The following is a 13,484-nucleotide window of genomic DNA, read 5'->3' as shown; positions in this document are numbered from 1 at the left end:
CACTTATCGGCTGTTAGTTTTTAAAGAACATTCGCAGGAAGCACCTTGCTTTCACCGCGTTGCTGCGTCAGCAGCAGAGAAACGAGATTATGAAGAACCTTTTTCGTTTCGTCAACCGGTTTTTTTAGCATCGCCTGAAAAACCTTGCTGACTCGACCACCGCGCCGTTTCTGTCGCGGCCCCGCTCCGTCGCGTAGAACACCGCGCTCTTGAACGAGGACGCGAATCTTAGGCCATCCCAGGCCTCATGACAAGGGTATGACGCAGGTTTTTTATCGGGGTCACTTTCCAGAGTCATTTCCCCGGTGCCTTCTCGACCTGCGCAACCGCGTCCGCCGGCTTTCCACCCGCCTTCGCACTCAGTTCGCGAGCCTCGGGCGACCCGATCGTCCAGTCGTGCAGCACCGTATACGCCACAGCAAGCAACGTCGGCCCGATGAACACGCCGAGGAACCCAAACGCGAACGCACCGCCGAGGATGCCAAGCATCACGAGGATCAGCGGCATGTCACTGCTCTTGCCGATCAGGATCGGCTTAACGACGTTATCGGACATACCCACGACGACCACGCCCCACACCACGAGGAAAATCGCCCACCCCGTCTCGCCGCCGTGATACAACCAGATCGCAGCAGGCAGCCACACCACGACGGGACCGCCCGGAATCACCGACAGGAAGAACGTCGCGAGCCCGAGCAACGCCGGCGCCGGCACACCCGCGATCCAGCAGCCGAAGCCGGCCAGTACGCCCTGCACCAGCGCCGTCCCGAGAATGCCGTACACCACCCCCTTCACCGTGCTGCCCGCCAAAGCCAGCAGATAATCCGCGCGTTCCCCGGCAATCCGTCGCATGCCCGCGTTGAGCCATGCGGCCGCGCCCTCGCCGCCCGTATAAAAGAAGAACGTCAGAATGATGCTCAGCGCGAGCAAGCCCAGACCGTGCGTGACGGCGAGCGCTGCCGCGAGAATCCATTTGCCGGCCGGTGCGGCCAACCCGCGGAGCTGAGCGACCATCTCGGAGTTGCTGCTGGTCACGCGCTCCCAGAACGACTCGATGCTCGAACCGACGAGTGGAACCCGTGCGACCCAATCGGGCAGATCCGGCAAGCCCGCGTCCATCAGATGCTGAACCAGCGCGGTGATGTCCTTGGTATGCGCTCCGAGCGCGAAGCCCGCGTACACGAACGGCCCCAGCACCACGATCAGAATGATGAGCACGATCAGCGTCGCGGCCCATCTGCGCCGTCCGCCCAGGCTCGTCGCCAGCTTGCAGTACAAGCCCCACGAGCTATAGCTGAGGATCGCGCCCCACAGCAGCGCGGTCGTGAACGGCGCCAGCACCAGCAGCGAGCCGCCGACCAGCAACAGCAACGCGAACACGGCAGCCAGCCGTTCGATCAGTTGGTCCGATTTCACCATGCACCACTCCCGACACCCTGCCAACGCCCCGCAGAACGAGTATAGAAAAGCTCTGGCGAAAGCCACGAAGGCCCGGCCCCGAGCGAGCCCTTCAACGGACGGCAAGCCCGTATTAAAGGCGATTCACTGCCACCAGCGCGTGTCGTTAATATGTCGACGAAGAAACGACTAGAATATATGGTTCTCTGCACACAACCTCCGGATTTATGCGCTCGCGAATCGCCAAACGTCTACCACCCGATGCCGACAAGCTGGTCGGTCTGTCGCTCGCGCTCTTCGCGTCGGGCAGCCGCACCGAGGACCGCTTCTGGGAAGCGAAGCTCGACGGGTTGCTCGCAAAAATAGTCCGCAACGGCAACCAGACGACGCTCGACGCCGCGCTCGACCATCTGCAGCAAAATCACCCGGACGCCTACGGCGCCCTTGCCGACATGGCCGAAACGCATAGCGAGTCGCTGATTGTCGAGCACGACGGCGTCCAGTATGAAGCGCTGCTGATCGCCGCGCCCGTGCTGGCCTGGACGCGCTACGTCATTCCGTCGGGCGCGCTGAAAGGCGACGCGGCCGACGCATTGCGCGCGCATATGCAGGCACACGTGCTGGCCGCCGACACCCGCGTCGCGATGGCGCCCTTTATGTATAGCATCGACCAGTTGCCGCGTCACCACGTCGAAACGTGGCGACTCGCGCAGCAACTGGCGCAAGCGGCCGTCGCCGGCGCCACCGCGAAGATCAACTTCGGCGAGCTGCCGGAAACCTCGCCCATCCTGGCCGACCCGCGTTTCCTGCTGGCCGTCGTCGCGGCGCCTGTCGGCGCGCCCGTGTTCCGCTGGCAGGAAGAAGAGCACGGCTCGCGCATCGAACGCAGCCAGTGCCTCGAACAATGGGCGACGCAAGGCGGCGCCAATCTGGCCGTCGTGCTGCCTGGCTGCGAGTTCGAATGCCTGCTGCCGGACGCCTACTATTCGGCCTGCCGCGACGCGGACGAGCGCGTGCGCCCGCACACCGTCCGCACGGCAGTGCGCTATCTGTTCGACACGATCGGCGCAACGCCCGACGAACTGCGCGCCGTCGTCGCGGGCTTCGGCGAGCGGCGCATCGACGAATATCGCATCGGCTTCACACGTCGCGGCAGCAACGACGTGATCTATGGCGTCGTATGGCCGCTGTACGGCCGCGAGAACGGCGACCCGGGCATCGACGAGGAACCGCAGGAAGCGATGTCCCCCGAAGGTCCGCTCGAAGACATCGTTGCGCTGCTGAAGGAAACAGGCATCACCGATATCCGCCGCCATGCCGGCCGCTTCGAGCCGGAATACTGCGACGACTGCGGCGTCCCGCTGTATGCGGATCCCCTCGGCGAGATCGTTCACGCCGAAATGCCGGAAGATGCCGAGCCTGCTCAACCGCATTTCCACTGATCACTTCAGAACTTTCTCCGTATCAAATCAAGCCCCGCCGCGTGCGGGGCTTTTTTATGGCACTCGTCCTATGCCACTCGGACAGGCCGCCGGCCGACAGGGAATTTGTCATGATCGACACGATGGTGCATCGCTGCGCAACGACGAGAACGTAGCGGGCATCGCGCCGCCATGACCGATCGATCAGGAGCCAATGCATGCGATTTTCAGTTCTCAACTCAGACGCCGAACGCAGGGAAGGACTCAAGGCGCTCTTACGGCAAGTCGACCGGCAGGCACGTTTCGGCGAAGCACAGGACTGGCCGCAGGCCGAGCGTACGTTGCGCCGCCTGCAGCCCGATCTGTTGCTGATCGACTGGGAAGACTGGATGTCGCCCGCCGACGCCCGCGCGTTGCTCGCCAATCATCCGGGACTGCGCGTCGCCGTGCTGGTCGACGATATCTCGCCTGCTCATGTGCGCGCGTTCGTGGAGAAAGGCGTGCTCGGCGTGATCCCGCGCTCGACCGACCCGCGCGTGATCGTACGCGCACTGGAAATGGTTCTGCTCGGCGTCCATTACATCCCAGCCGGCGCGCTGTCGCTCGACGGACGCGCATCGCCAGGCAGACGCGTGCGCCAGCTCGATGACCCACGCTCGCTCGAACTGCTTGCGCCGCCGAAACGGCCGAGCCTGACGGGCGGCCTCTCGCCGCGGCAAGAACAGATCATGCGCTGCGTACATATGGGCAGCACGAATAAGATGATTGCTCGCGCGCTAGGCATCAGCGAGGGCACCGTGAAAATCCATCTGGCCACGATCTTCCAGCAACTCGGCGCACCGAACCGCGCCGCCGCTGTCGCGATCTACAACGGCTGGCTCACCGCGCAACTCGAAGTGCTGCGCAATGGACAGAATCGCATCCCACGTCCCGCGCGCGTTGCGCCCAACGTCGTACCGCTGCGTCAGCGCAAGCAGCGGACTTTTCGCTATCCGTTGCCCGGCAGCGACACTTCCGCCGCACTGCCGATGGCTGCCGAAGCAACCGCGCCCTATGGTGCGCGGCGCCCGAGCCCGGAGCGCGACGACGGCGCGATGTAAAGGACGAAAGGAATCTGCTGTCAATCGACATAAATCATCGCTGGCATGGAATCCGCTCACACGTTTCGCCGTTCAACGAGTAATATGAAGACATGGGTTTCCTCTATACACCGCTTCCGTTGTGGGTCGCTGTCGGTGGCTGGATCGCCGCTGTGGCTGTGCTCGCGCTCGCGCTTTGGAAGAACCCGTTCAGGCGATTGCAGGAACCCGTGCTTCAACATGTGTGGCTCGCCATCATCGTCGCCGTCTCGGTGCTGTGGGCAACCAACGCATGGCTCGAAGACGGCACGGTCATTCATCTGCTCGGTGCGACGCTCGTCGTCACACTCTTCGACTGGGGCCTCGCGCTGATTGCGATGGCCATCGTCACGGGGCTCGCCGCTGTCGTCTTCGACGCGCCGTGGCAAGGCATCGCACTCACCTTCCTCGTATTCGGCGCCGTACCCGTCGGTGTCTCCACGCTGCTGCAACGCGCGAGCATCGCGTGGCTGCCGCGCAATCTCTTCATGTTCATCTTCGGCCAGGGCTTCGTGTCGCCGGCCATCGCGGTCTCCGTTGCTTCGGCGGTTGCGTTGGCAACACATATCGCGCTCGCCGACGGATCGATGTCCGTGATCCCGGCCGGGTATGCCTTTAGCGTGTTCCTGCTTGCGTCGGGAGAATCGTGGTTCACGGGTATGTCGACTGCGTTGATCGCCGTCTATCGTCCCGCGTGGGTCACCACTTACGATGTGCGCCGCTACCGTCTCGGCGGCCCGCGTACCTGAACGCCTCTTACGCACGCAGCACCGCATCGATCTGGCTCGGCCGGCTTCGTGGTCTCTTCGTGCGTTCGCGCATCCATGCATCATCCGCCGATCTATCGCTCATCGAGCCCGCACACCACGACACGACAAATTATTTATGCCAGGATTGAACTCCTTCCTGCCGACGGGCATCTTATGTGCCTGAAGTCTTCACAGCATTGACCAAACATAGATGGATCGCACCAACGCACCGCGCCGATTGCCGCGGTTGGTCGGCCGGTTAGCGGTGTGGTTGGCGAGCGCATCGCTCGCCTGCACGCTGCCCGCTTTCGCCGATCAACTCGGGCAGCACAACGACCTCGTCAACAAATTCATCAACGATATGCACGCGGATCCGCTCGTCGCGGATTGCGCAGCGCATGGCAACTTTGTCGCGAGCACATCGACGGCTTTCGATCACGTCGAGTTCCCACCCAGTTCGTTCGACAGCGCGCATGCCGCCGTCACACCGTGGAACGATTCGTTCGACGAAGGCAAGCAGAAGGTCAAGGTCGACAGCATCGTGACCGTCGAAGGCCTCGGCGTCCCCCAAGCGGGCGGTGATCCGTCGCAGCTCAAGTTCCGCTGCGGCTACGTCGGCGCGCAGATGCTCGCATTCAGCTGGAACGATCCCGTGCCGCCACTGCGCGCGCACAGTGCCGCGTCGTCGGGCTCGCACAGCGCGAAGGGCAAACATGCCGTCAGCGGCAAGGGTTCGAAGAAGAGTTCCGGCAAATCAACCAAAGGCTCGCCGAACAAGTCGGGCAACAAGAAGTCGAGCAAATCGTCGGGCAAGGCCGTGACGACCAAGAGCAGCAGCACGAAAAAGTCGACCACGAAGAAGACGCATTGATGCCGCTTGCGCCTGGTTCGAACCACGGACCGGGCACATCGCGCACCAACAAAAAAGCGAGGCCACGCATTCCACGTGGCCTCGCTTTTTTACATACCTTTACGGCCGATCAACGCGTCGACACAATGCGCGCCTCAGGCAAAAGCCTCCATATGCCAGAGGATAGCCTGCAGCATCGCTGCACCGAGCGCCGCGCTACGCTCGCCATTCCAGCCGATGCGTTCGTCGGGCAGATTCGCGTTGTCCTTGAACGGCATCTCCAGCGTCAGCGACAGGCACCCGAACTCATTGCCGATGTACTTCGACGCGAGTTTGAGCGCATCCTGCCGATACTTGCTCGACTCATAGCCGTACTTGTCCTGGAAATCGGGACTCGCACGCTTGAAGCCCTCGATGAACGCCGTCTGTTCCTCGCGTTGCCGCTCGGTGAAACTCGGCAGCATCTCCGAGCCCGCGACGAACACATACGGCAGCGCTTCGTCGCCGTGAATGTCGAAGAACAGATCGCAGCCTGTCGCATGAATCGCGTCGCGCACGAGCAGCACTTCAGGACTGCGCGCGGCATCCGGCTCCATCCACTCACGATTCAGATTCGCGCCCGCTGCATTCGTGCGCAGATTGCCGTGCACGCTGCCGTCCGGGTTCATGTTCGGCACGATGTAGAAGTCCGCGTAATCGTAGAGCTTGCGCGCGACGGGATCGCCCGACGAATCGCCCCAGCCCACGAGCCGCTTCACCAGCCCTTCGACGAACCACTCGGCCATCGTCTCGCCCGGATGCTGGCGCGCGATGATCCAGATTTTCTTCTTCGGCTTCAGCGTGCCGTCGTCGAGCAGCGTCGGCGTGCCGAGCGTCAACACCGACATCGGCCGGCCTTCGACTGTCTTGCCCAGTTCCGTCAGTGCGGCATGCGGCATCTGTTGGACTGCGCCGAGAAATTCCGAGTGGCGTTCTTCGCTATACGGTTCGAAGTACGCGTAGTAGACGCGATCGAAATCGGGCGTGTGATCGATGGTCAGCACGCGGCCGTCGTACGAGGTCGGCACGCGGAACCAGTTCACCCGGTCATAGCTCGCGCATGCGTGATAGTCGCGCCAGCCCTCGGCGAACGCGCAGTCGGCGGCGTTCTCGAAGGTCATCACGCAGCGCTCGCCGCGCGCGCCCGACAACCGGAAATAGAACCACTGCGCGAAGTCAGCGTGGCTGTCCGGACGCACGCGCAAACGGATGTTGTCGGGCTGCGCGCAGGACAGGACTTCGATCGCGCCGGCGTCGAAATTGCTCGTAATGGATAGCGTCATGTTGGGTGTTCCTGCTGGTTCGGCGCGGCGTCAGTCCGCGATGCGCCGACGAAAGACATAGGTGGAATCGTTCGAGGCCTGAGCGTCGAATGCATAGCCTTCAGAATCGAAGGCCTTCAACTGCTCGGGCGTGTCGAAGCGGTTTTCCACCGCGTAGCGCGCCATCAAACCGCGCGCGCGTTTCGCGTGAAAGCTGATGATCTTGTAGCGACCGCCCTTCCAGTCTTCGAACACGGGCGTGATCACGGGCGCCGAGAGCTGCTTCGGCTTGACCGACTTGAAGTATTCCGTCGAAGCGCAATTGATCAGCACGCGCGAACCGCCCTTCTTCTTGTCCAGTTGCTGGTTGAGCGCCTGGGTGATGCGCGCGCCCCAGAACGCGTACAGATCCTTGCCGCGACTGTTCTCGAAGCGCGTGCCCATTTCGAGCCGGTACGGCTGCAGCAGATCGAGCGGACGCAACAGCCCGTAGAGCCCCGACAGCACACGCACATGCTGTTGCGCGTAGTCGAGATCGGTAGCGGACAGCGATTTCGCGTCGAAGCCTTCGTACACGTCGCCGTTGAACGCGAGCACGGCCTGCTTCGAGTTGGACGTGTCGAAGGTCGGCGACCAGTCGGCGTAACGCTGGAAGTTCAGATGCGCGAGCTGATCGGAAATGTCCATCAGCGATGCGATGTCTTGCGGCGACAAACGGCGCAGATCGCCGATCAGTTCGGCGGCGTCATCGACGAAATCGGGGATCGTATGCTTCTTGACGTGCGGCGGGGTCTCGTAGTCGAGCGATTTGGCCGGCGACAGAACGATTATCATAGAGGCTTTCAGGCACACCGTGCCTGGCGGTCAAAGACGAAAGCCAGATTGTAACGAATGCCCGAAACCCCTGCCTTGCCTGAACAGAACGCGCCTGCAGCAGCCCTTGCCGTTGCGCCTGCCGTCGTGCTCGATTCGAATGTATGGATCGACATTCTCGTATTCGACGATCCGCACACGCGCCCCATTCTCGCCGCGCTCGAAAGCGGCGCGCTGCGCGCGCTGATCGACGCGCGGTGTCTTGCCGAGTTGACGCATGTGCTCGACTATCCGCAGTTCGAGAAGCGCGCGGTCGACAAGGCCGCCGCGCTGGCGACGGTCGCGCGCCTGTCCACCCTGGTTCAGCCCGCGCCCGCTGACGACGCGCGCCCGCTTCCCAAATGCAAAGACCGCGACGATCAGAAGTTTCTCGAACTCGCGTACGCGATGCAGGCGGACTGGCTGGTCTCGAAGGATCGCGCGGTGCTGAAGATGGCCAGGCGGATCGCGCGTGACTTCGGCTTCCGGATAGCGCAGCCCGCACCGTTCGTCGTCGAATGCGCGTTGACGGCCGAAGAAGCCGCGCAAGCCTGACGCACGCGGGGCGCGCTCCGCCATCCGTACGCCCGGTCCGACCCGGCACGCACAACCGCCGCGCCGTTTTTCCCTACAATCGACATGAACGCACCGCACGATCCGACGACCACGCCTATGACCACCACTCCTTCGTTCCCGTCCCGTCTGCCGAGCGTCGGCACGACGATCTTCACCGTGATGAGCGCGCTCGCCGTCGAAAAGAACGCGGTCAATCTGGGTCAGGGCTTTCCGGATTTCGATTGCGATCCGCGCATCGTCGATGCCGTGTCCAACGCCATGCGCGAAGGCCACAACCAGTACCCGCCGATGGCGGGCGTCGCGCCGCTGCGTCAGGCGATCTCCGAGAAGATCTCGAGCCTGTATGGCCGCCGCTACGATGCCACGACGGAAATCACCGTGACGGCGGGCGCGACGCAGGCGCTGCTGACGGCCATCCTGTGTGCCGTCCATCCGGGCGATGAAGTGATCGTCGTCGAACCGACCTACGACAGCTATCTGCCGTCGATCGAACTGGCGGGCGGCAAGCCCGTGTTCGTCACGCTCGACGCGCCCGACTACGCGATCCCGTTCGACAAGCTCGCCGCAGCGATCACGCCGAAGACGCGCATGATCCTGATCAACACGCCGCACAACCCGACGGGCACCGTCTGGCGTGCCGACGACATGAAGAAGCTCGAGGACATCGTGCGCGGCACGAATGTGCTGATCCTCTCCGACGAAGTGTATGAGCACATGGTCTACGACGGCGCGCCGCACGAAAGCGTCGCGCGCTATCCGGAACTCGCGCAGCGCAGCTTCGTGGTGTCGAGCTTCGGCAAGACGTATCACGTGACGGGCTGGAAGGTCGGCTATGTTGCCGCGCCCGCTGCGCTGATGGCGGAATTCCGCAAGGTTCATCAGTTCAACGTGTTCACGGTCAACACGCCGATGCAACTCGGGCTCGCGCACTACATGCAGGATCCCGCGCCGTATCTGAATCTGCCCGCGTTCTATCAGAAGAAGCGCGACTTCTTCCGTGCGGGTCTTGCGCAATCACGCTTCAAGCTGTTGCCGTGCACGGGCACGTACTTCCAGTGCGTCGACTATTCGGCCATCAGCGACATGCCCGAAGCCGAATTCGCGCAATGGCTGACGAGCGAGATCGGCGTGGCTGCCATTCCTGTGTCGGCGTTCTATCACGAGTCGCATGAATCCGGCGTCGTGCGTTTCTGCTTCGCAAAACAAGAAGACACGCTCGCCACCGCGCTCGAACGGCTGGCGCGTCTCTGAGATGGCACGCGCGATGTTGCGAACGAACCCAGGTTCTTCGCCATCGCGTGCGAAGCGTTGCAGCGCTTGCGTGCCGGCATGTCGGGCACGCAAGCGGACCGCACGCTCACTTCTTCTTTTGCGCTTCCATATACGCCTTGCGGTCTTCCGTCACGCGCTGCGCGGCAGGCCGCGCATTGAGCGTCTTCACGTAAGGCTTCCAGTCGATCCCGACGTCGAGCAGAAAATCGCGTCCGTAAATGGCTTGCGTCGCCATGCCGACGAGCGGCAGGCTCACGAAGCCCGCGACGTCCGCGATGCTGAAGCGCTCGCCGCGCAGATACGGCGTGAACGCCGCCAGCCGCCTGAAGCCGTGAATGTGGTGGATCAGCAGTTTCTCGATGCGCCCTTTGGTGGCGTCGGTGATCGTGCCGCCGAAGAACGCCTGCTTGTACAGATTGCGCGCCGTCAGTTCGAGATGCACGTCGACGAACGTAATCAGTTCGCGCTCCTTCGCGGCTTCCCACGGATCGGGCGAGAAAATCGCCTTGTCGGGATAGACGGCCGCCAGATATTCGATGATCGCCTGCGACTCGCACAGACTGCCGTGCTCCGTCACGATGTACGGCACCTTGCCGAGCGGCGAGTGCGCGAGAAACGCCTCATCCTGACTCGGCTGCACGACCACTTCCTCGAACGGAATGCCGAATTCGAGCAGCGCAAACTTGACTTTGTTGTAATAGTTGGACAGCGCAAAACCATGCAACTGGATCATCCGGTGTCTCCCTGCGGATGGTTGTCGGAAGTCGCTTGCCGTTCGCCGTACGCGTCGTCAGCGGGGCGAATCAGAAACGGACGTACTATTTTAGAATAATCATGGAGTGAGTCACATCATGTCATCGAACACCTCTCGCCAGTACAGCATCGAGACTGTCGGCATCGTCGGCACGGGTGCGATGGGACGCGGTATCGCACAGATTGCCGCGCTCGCGGGCCTCCAGGTCAAGCTCTACGACACAAACGCCGCAGCGATCGGTGCGGCGCGCGACTATCTGTCCGACACGTTCTCGAAGCTCGTCGCCAAAGGCAAGCTCGACAGCTCGCGTTCGCTCGCGGCGCTCGCCTGCGTGACGGGCGCCAACGCGATCGAAGAACTCAAGGACTGCGACCTGGTCGTCGAAGCGATCGTCGAAAAGCTCGACGTGAAGCGCGCGCTCTTCAAGGAACTGGAAGGCATCGTCAGCGAGCGCTGCATCCTCGCGTCGAACACATCGTCACTGTCGATCACCGCGATTGCGGCCGCGTGCACGGATCCGTCGCGCGTGCTCGGCTACCACTTCTTCAATCCGGTGCCGCTGATGAAGGTCGTCGAAGTGATCGACGGCTTGCGCAGCGATCCCGCCGCCGGCAACGCGCTGATGGATCTCGCGCGCCGCATGGGCCACACGCCCGTACGCGCGAAGGACATGCCCGGCTTCATCGTGAATCACGCGGGCCGAGGTATGAACACGGAAGGCCTGCGCGTAGCCGATGAAGGCGTCGCGAGCTTCGTCGACATCGACCGCATCATGCGCGAGCAAGCGGGCTTCCGTCTTGGGCCGTTCGAGTTGCTGGATTTGACCGCGCTCGACGTGTCGCATCCCGTGATGGAATCGATCTATCACCAGTTCTACGAAGAGCCGCGCTTCACGCCGTCGCCGATCACGGGCACGCGCCTCGCGGGCGGCCTGATCGGACGCAAGGCAGGCGAAGGCTTCTACGTGTATGTCGACGGCAAACAGCAGGCGCCCGCCGAACTGCCCGCGCCGACTGAACTGCCGAAGCGCGTGTGGGTCAGCGCACGCGTGCCCGCTGCACGCGACGCCGTGCTCGCATTGATCGCGAAGGCCGGCGTCGCCGTCGACGACGGCGCGACGCCCGCCGCCGATTCACTGATCGTCGTGACGCCGCTCGGTTTCGATGCAACGACGGCCGCGGTCGATGAAGGCCTGGACGCAGGCCGCGTCGTCGCCATCGATACGCTCTTCCCGCTCGTCGACGCACAGCGCCGCACGCTGATGACGACGCCCGCGACGACGCGCGCCGCACGCGATACCGCCCACGCCCTCTTCTCGCACGACGGTGCGCCCGTCACCGTGATCCGCGATTCGACGGGCTTCGTGGCGCAACGCGTGGTGGCGACGATCGTCAACATCGGTTGCGATATTGCGCAGCGCCAGATCGCGTCGCCAGAAGACATCGATCTCGCGGTGACGCTCGGCCTCGGCTATCCGCGCGGACCGCTGGCACTCGGCGATGCGCTCGGCGCGCAAACCATCCTGAGGATTCTGCGCAACATGTTCAGCGTGCTCGGCGACCCGCGCTATCGTCCTTCACCGTGGCTCGCGCGTCGCGCGCAACTCGGCATGCCGCTCACACAACGCGATGCCGCCGACAACAACGACAACAACCACGACACTCAGGAGCACGCATAATGGCCGCAGAACTGCTCGCCTCACGCCCCACCGAAAGCGAATCGACGCTCGTGCTGACGCTCTCGAACCCGGGCGCGCGCAACGCGATGCACCCGGACATGTACGCGGCCGGCATCGAAGCGATGAACACGGCCGAGCGCGATGCGTCGATCGGCGCAATCGTGATCACGGGCGCCGACAACTTTTTCTGCGCGGGCGGCAATCTGAACCGGCTGCTCGAGAACCGCGCGAAAGATCCGTCCGTGCAGGCACAGAGCATCGATCTGCTCGGCGAATGGATTGCCGCGCTGCAGGCGTCGTCGAAGCCGGTGATCGCCGCCGTCGAAGGCGCGGCGGCGGGCGCGGGGTTTTCGCTTGCGCTCGCGTGCGACCTGATCGTCGCCGCCGACGACGCCAAGTTCGTGATGTCGTACGCACGCGTCGGCCTCACGCCCGATGGCGGCGGCTCGTGGTTCCTCGCGCGCGCGCTGCCGCGTCAGATCGCGACGGAAGTGCTGATCGAAGGCAAGCCGATCGGTGCGCCTCGCCTGCATGAACTCGGCGTCGTGAACCGGCTCGCGAAACCGGGCGCCGCGCGCGATGCGGCCATCGCCTGGGCCGACGATCTCGGCAAGGTATCGCCCAATGCGAAGGCACGCATCAAAGGCCTGATCGCCGCCGCGGGCGAACAGTCGCTGCCTGAGCATCTCGTCGCGGAGCGCGACAGCTTCGTCGCGTCGCTGCATCATCGCGACGGGCTCGAAGGCATCACGGCGTTCCTCGAAAAGCGCGCACCGAACTACCGATGAGCACGCCGGCTTATCAGTTGCCGAAGCGCCGCCGCATCTATCTGATGCGGCACGGCGACGTCACGTACTTCGATGCGTCGGGCAGCGCGATCGACCCGGAGCGCGTGCCCCTCAACGAGAAAGGCCGCGCGCAGGCGGACGCCGCCGGTCGCGCGTTCGCGGAACAAGACGTGCGCTTCGATCGCGTGGTTGCGAGCGGCCTGCCGCGCACGGTCGAAACGGCAGAACGCGTGCTCGCGCAAATGGGCGCCGATGTCGCTGTCGAGATCGAACCCGCGTGGGAAGAAATCCGCAGCGGCAAGCCGGGTTCGCTTCCGCTCGCCGATCTTGAAGCGGCTTTTCTCAGCGCGTTCGACGGCATCGTCTCGGAGGACGTGCGGTTTCTCGGCGGCGAGACAATCGGCGAACTGTTCGATCGCGTGCTGCCTGCGCTCGCTGCATTGCGTGAAGATCGAACATGGGACGTCGTGCTGCTCGTGCTGCATGGCGGCGTCAATCGCGCGCTTCTCTCGCACGCGATCACCGCGGGCGGCCGCACGTTCTTCGGCCATCTCGCGCAGGCGACCGGCTGTATCAATGCGCTCGACGTAGGCGCCGCGCCGCGCGACTGGGTCGTGCGGCTCATCAATCACGCCGCGCTGTCGCCGCTGCATCGCGACGTCCGCAATACGTCGATGGAAATGCTTTACGCGCAATTCATTCAAAGCAGAGGCAGCTAGCAGTCGAT

General features: G+C 63.5%; 13 protein-coding genes. 9 read left to right on the top strand and 4 right to left on the bottom strand.

Annotated elements, in window-relative coordinates; translation table 11 throughout:
• Positions 1-294: 294 nt before the first annotated feature.
• On the bottom strand, positions 295-1,419 hold the full coding sequence (locus G3N95_RS38140) for an AI-2E family transporter (RefSeq protein WP_205975246.1): 1,125 nt from the start codon (positions 1,417-1,419) through the stop codon (positions 295-297).
• A 206-nt stretch (positions 1,420-1,625) separates the two neighbouring features.
• Between G3N95_RS38140 and G3N95_RS38135 the strand changes: the two genes are divergently transcribed.
• The 4 genes from G3N95_RS38135 (at position 1,626) to G3N95_RS38120 (ending at position 5,557) form a co-directional block, all read left to right on the top strand.
• Positions 1,626-2,840 carry a DUF2863 family protein gene (locus G3N95_RS38135; RefSeq protein ID WP_205975245.1) on the top strand — a complete coding sequence of 405 codons (1,215 nt, stop codon included), beginning with the start codon at positions 1,626-1,628 and terminating at the stop codon, positions 2,838-2,840.
• Positions 2,841-3,037: 197 nt separating this feature from the next.
• The gene (locus G3N95_RS38130; RefSeq protein WP_205975244.1) at positions 3,038-3,919 is read left to right on the top strand and encodes a response regulator transcription factor; all 882 of its coding nucleotides are present in this window, start codon (positions 3,038-3,040) and stop codon (positions 3,917-3,919) included.
• A 92-nt stretch (positions 3,920-4,011) separates the two neighbouring features.
• Positions 4,012-4,686: an energy-coupling factor ABC transporter permease gene (locus G3N95_RS38125; protein WP_205975243.1), complete on the top strand. Its 675-nt coding sequence runs from the start codon at positions 4,012-4,014 to the stop codon at positions 4,684-4,686.
• Positions 4,687-4,897: 211 nt separating this feature from the next.
• A complete protein-coding gene (locus G3N95_RS38120) occupies positions 4,898-5,557 on the top strand; it encodes a hypothetical protein (RefSeq protein WP_205975242.1) in 660 nt (219 codons plus the stop codon).
• A gap of 134 nt (positions 5,558-5,691) precedes the next feature.
• Here the strand turns inward: G3N95_RS38120 and G3N95_RS38115 are convergent, their stop codons facing one another.
• Positions 5,692-6,858, bottom strand: a complete 1,167-nt coding sequence (locus tag G3N95_RS38115; RefSeq protein ID WP_205975241.1) for a M14-type cytosolic carboxypeptidase — start codon at positions 6,856-6,858, stop codon at positions 5,692-5,694.
• Positions 6,859-6,888: 30 nt separating this feature from the next.
• Complete coding sequence (yaaA, locus tag G3N95_RS38110; protein WP_205975240.1) at positions 6,889-7,671, bottom strand: peroxide stress protein YaaA; 783 nt, start codon at positions 7,669-7,671, stop codon at positions 6,889-6,891.
• 57 nt (positions 7,672-7,728) lie between these two features.
• On the opposite strand from yaaA, the gene G3N95_RS38105 reads away from it, so the two are divergent.
• Together G3N95_RS38105 and G3N95_RS38100 are read left to right on the top strand one after the other, a co-directional pair.
• On the top strand, positions 7,729-8,244 hold the full coding sequence (locus G3N95_RS38105; protein WP_241019177.1) for a putative toxin-antitoxin system toxin component, PIN family: 516 nt from the start codon (positions 7,729-7,731) through the stop codon (positions 8,242-8,244).
• Between the two features lie 84 nt (positions 8,245-8,328).
• Positions 8,329-9,516: a pyridoxal phosphate-dependent aminotransferase gene (locus tag G3N95_RS38100; protein ID WP_205975239.1), complete on the top strand. Its 1,188-nt coding sequence runs from the start codon at positions 8,329-8,331 to the stop codon at positions 9,514-9,516.
• A 106-nt stretch (positions 9,517-9,622) separates the two neighbouring features.
• Here the strand turns inward: G3N95_RS38100 and G3N95_RS38095 are convergent, their stop codons facing one another.
• Complete coding sequence (locus G3N95_RS38095; RefSeq protein WP_205975238.1) at positions 9,623-10,270, bottom strand: glutathione S-transferase; 648 nt, start codon at positions 10,268-10,270, stop codon at positions 9,623-9,625.
• Positions 10,271-10,388: 118 nt separating this feature from the next.
• Here G3N95_RS38095 and G3N95_RS38090 point away from each other — a divergent pair, with 118 nt between their 5' ends.
• From G3N95_RS38090 to G3N95_RS38080, 3 genes are read left to right on the top strand one after another with little or no spacing between them, the layout of a single operon-like run.
• Entirely contained in the window at positions 10,389-11,969 is a 1,581-nt protein-coding gene (locus G3N95_RS38090) for a 3-hydroxyacyl-CoA dehydrogenase (RefSeq protein ID WP_205975237.1), read from the top strand.
• Positions 11,969-12,757 (top strand): enoyl-CoA hydratase, encoded by a 789-nt coding sequence (locus G3N95_RS38085; RefSeq protein ID WP_205975236.1) that lies wholly within the window; start codon positions 11,969-11,971, stop codon positions 12,755-12,757. Before G3N95_RS38090 ends, G3N95_RS38085 begins: the two co-directional genes overlap by 1 nt.
• Positions 12,754-13,476, top strand: a complete 723-nt coding sequence (locus tag G3N95_RS38080) for a histidine phosphatase family protein (protein WP_205975235.1) — start codon at positions 12,754-12,756, stop codon at positions 13,474-13,476. The genes G3N95_RS38085 and G3N95_RS38080 overlap by 4 nt, the downstream gene beginning before the upstream one ends.
• The last annotated feature ends 8 nt before the right edge of the window (positions 13,477-13,484 follow it).

It is taken from the genome of Paraburkholderia sp. Tr-20389, from assembly GCF_017104565.1.
In the GTDB taxonomy this organism is placed as follows: domain Bacteria; phylum Pseudomonadota; class Gammaproteobacteria; order Burkholderiales; family Burkholderiaceae; genus Paraburkholderia.
The sequence above is the reverse complement of the archived record's forward strand: the minus strand, read 5'-3'. Positions and strand labels throughout refer to the sequence as shown.

Excerpts from the sequence above, each read along its gene's own strand:
- G3N95_RS38140 (WP_205975246.1), bottom strand. The coding sequence starts at position 1,419 with ATGGTGAAATCGGACCAACTGATCGAACGGCTGGCTGCCGTGTTCGCG.
- G3N95_RS38135 (WP_205975245.1), top strand. The coding sequence starts at position 1,626 with ATGCGCTCGCGAATCGCCAAACGTCTACCACCCGATGCCGACAAGCTG.
- G3N95_RS38130 (WP_205975244.1), top strand. The coding sequence starts at position 3,038 with ATGCGATTTTCAGTTCTCAACTCAGACGCCGAACGCAGGGAAGGACTC.
- G3N95_RS38125 (WP_205975243.1), top strand. The coding sequence starts at position 4,012 with ATGGGTTTCCTCTATACACCGCTTCCGTTGTGGGTCGCTGTCGGTGGC.
- G3N95_RS38120 (WP_205975242.1), top strand. The coding sequence starts at position 4,898 with ATGGATCGCACCAACGCACCGCGCCGATTGCCGCGGTTGGTCGGCCGG.
- G3N95_RS38115 (WP_205975241.1), bottom strand. The coding sequence starts at position 6,858 with ATGACGCTATCCATTACGAGCAATTTCGACGCCGGCGCGATCGAAGTC.
- yaaA (WP_205975240.1), bottom strand. The coding sequence starts at position 7,671 with ATGATAATCGTTCTGTCGCCGGCCAAATCGCTCGACTACGAGACCCCG.
- G3N95_RS38105 (WP_241019177.1), top strand. The coding sequence starts at position 7,729 with ATGCCCGAAACCCCTGCCTTGCCTGAACAGAACGCGCCTGCAGCAGCC.
- G3N95_RS38100 (WP_205975239.1), top strand. The coding sequence starts at position 8,329 with ATGAACGCACCGCACGATCCGACGACCACGCCTATGACCACCACTCCT.
- G3N95_RS38095 (WP_205975238.1), bottom strand. The coding sequence starts at position 10,270 with ATGATCCAGTTGCATGGTTTTGCGCTGTCCAACTATTACAACAAAGTC.
- G3N95_RS38090 (WP_205975237.1), top strand. The coding sequence starts at position 10,389 with ATGTCATCGAACACCTCTCGCCAGTACAGCATCGAGACTGTCGGCATC.
- G3N95_RS38085 (WP_205975236.1), top strand. The coding sequence starts at position 11,969 with ATGGCCGCAGAACTGCTCGCCTCACGCCCCACCGAAAGCGAATCGACG.
- G3N95_RS38080 (WP_205975235.1), top strand. The coding sequence starts at position 12,754 with ATGAGCACGCCGGCTTATCAGTTGCCGAAGCGCCGCCGCATCTATCTG.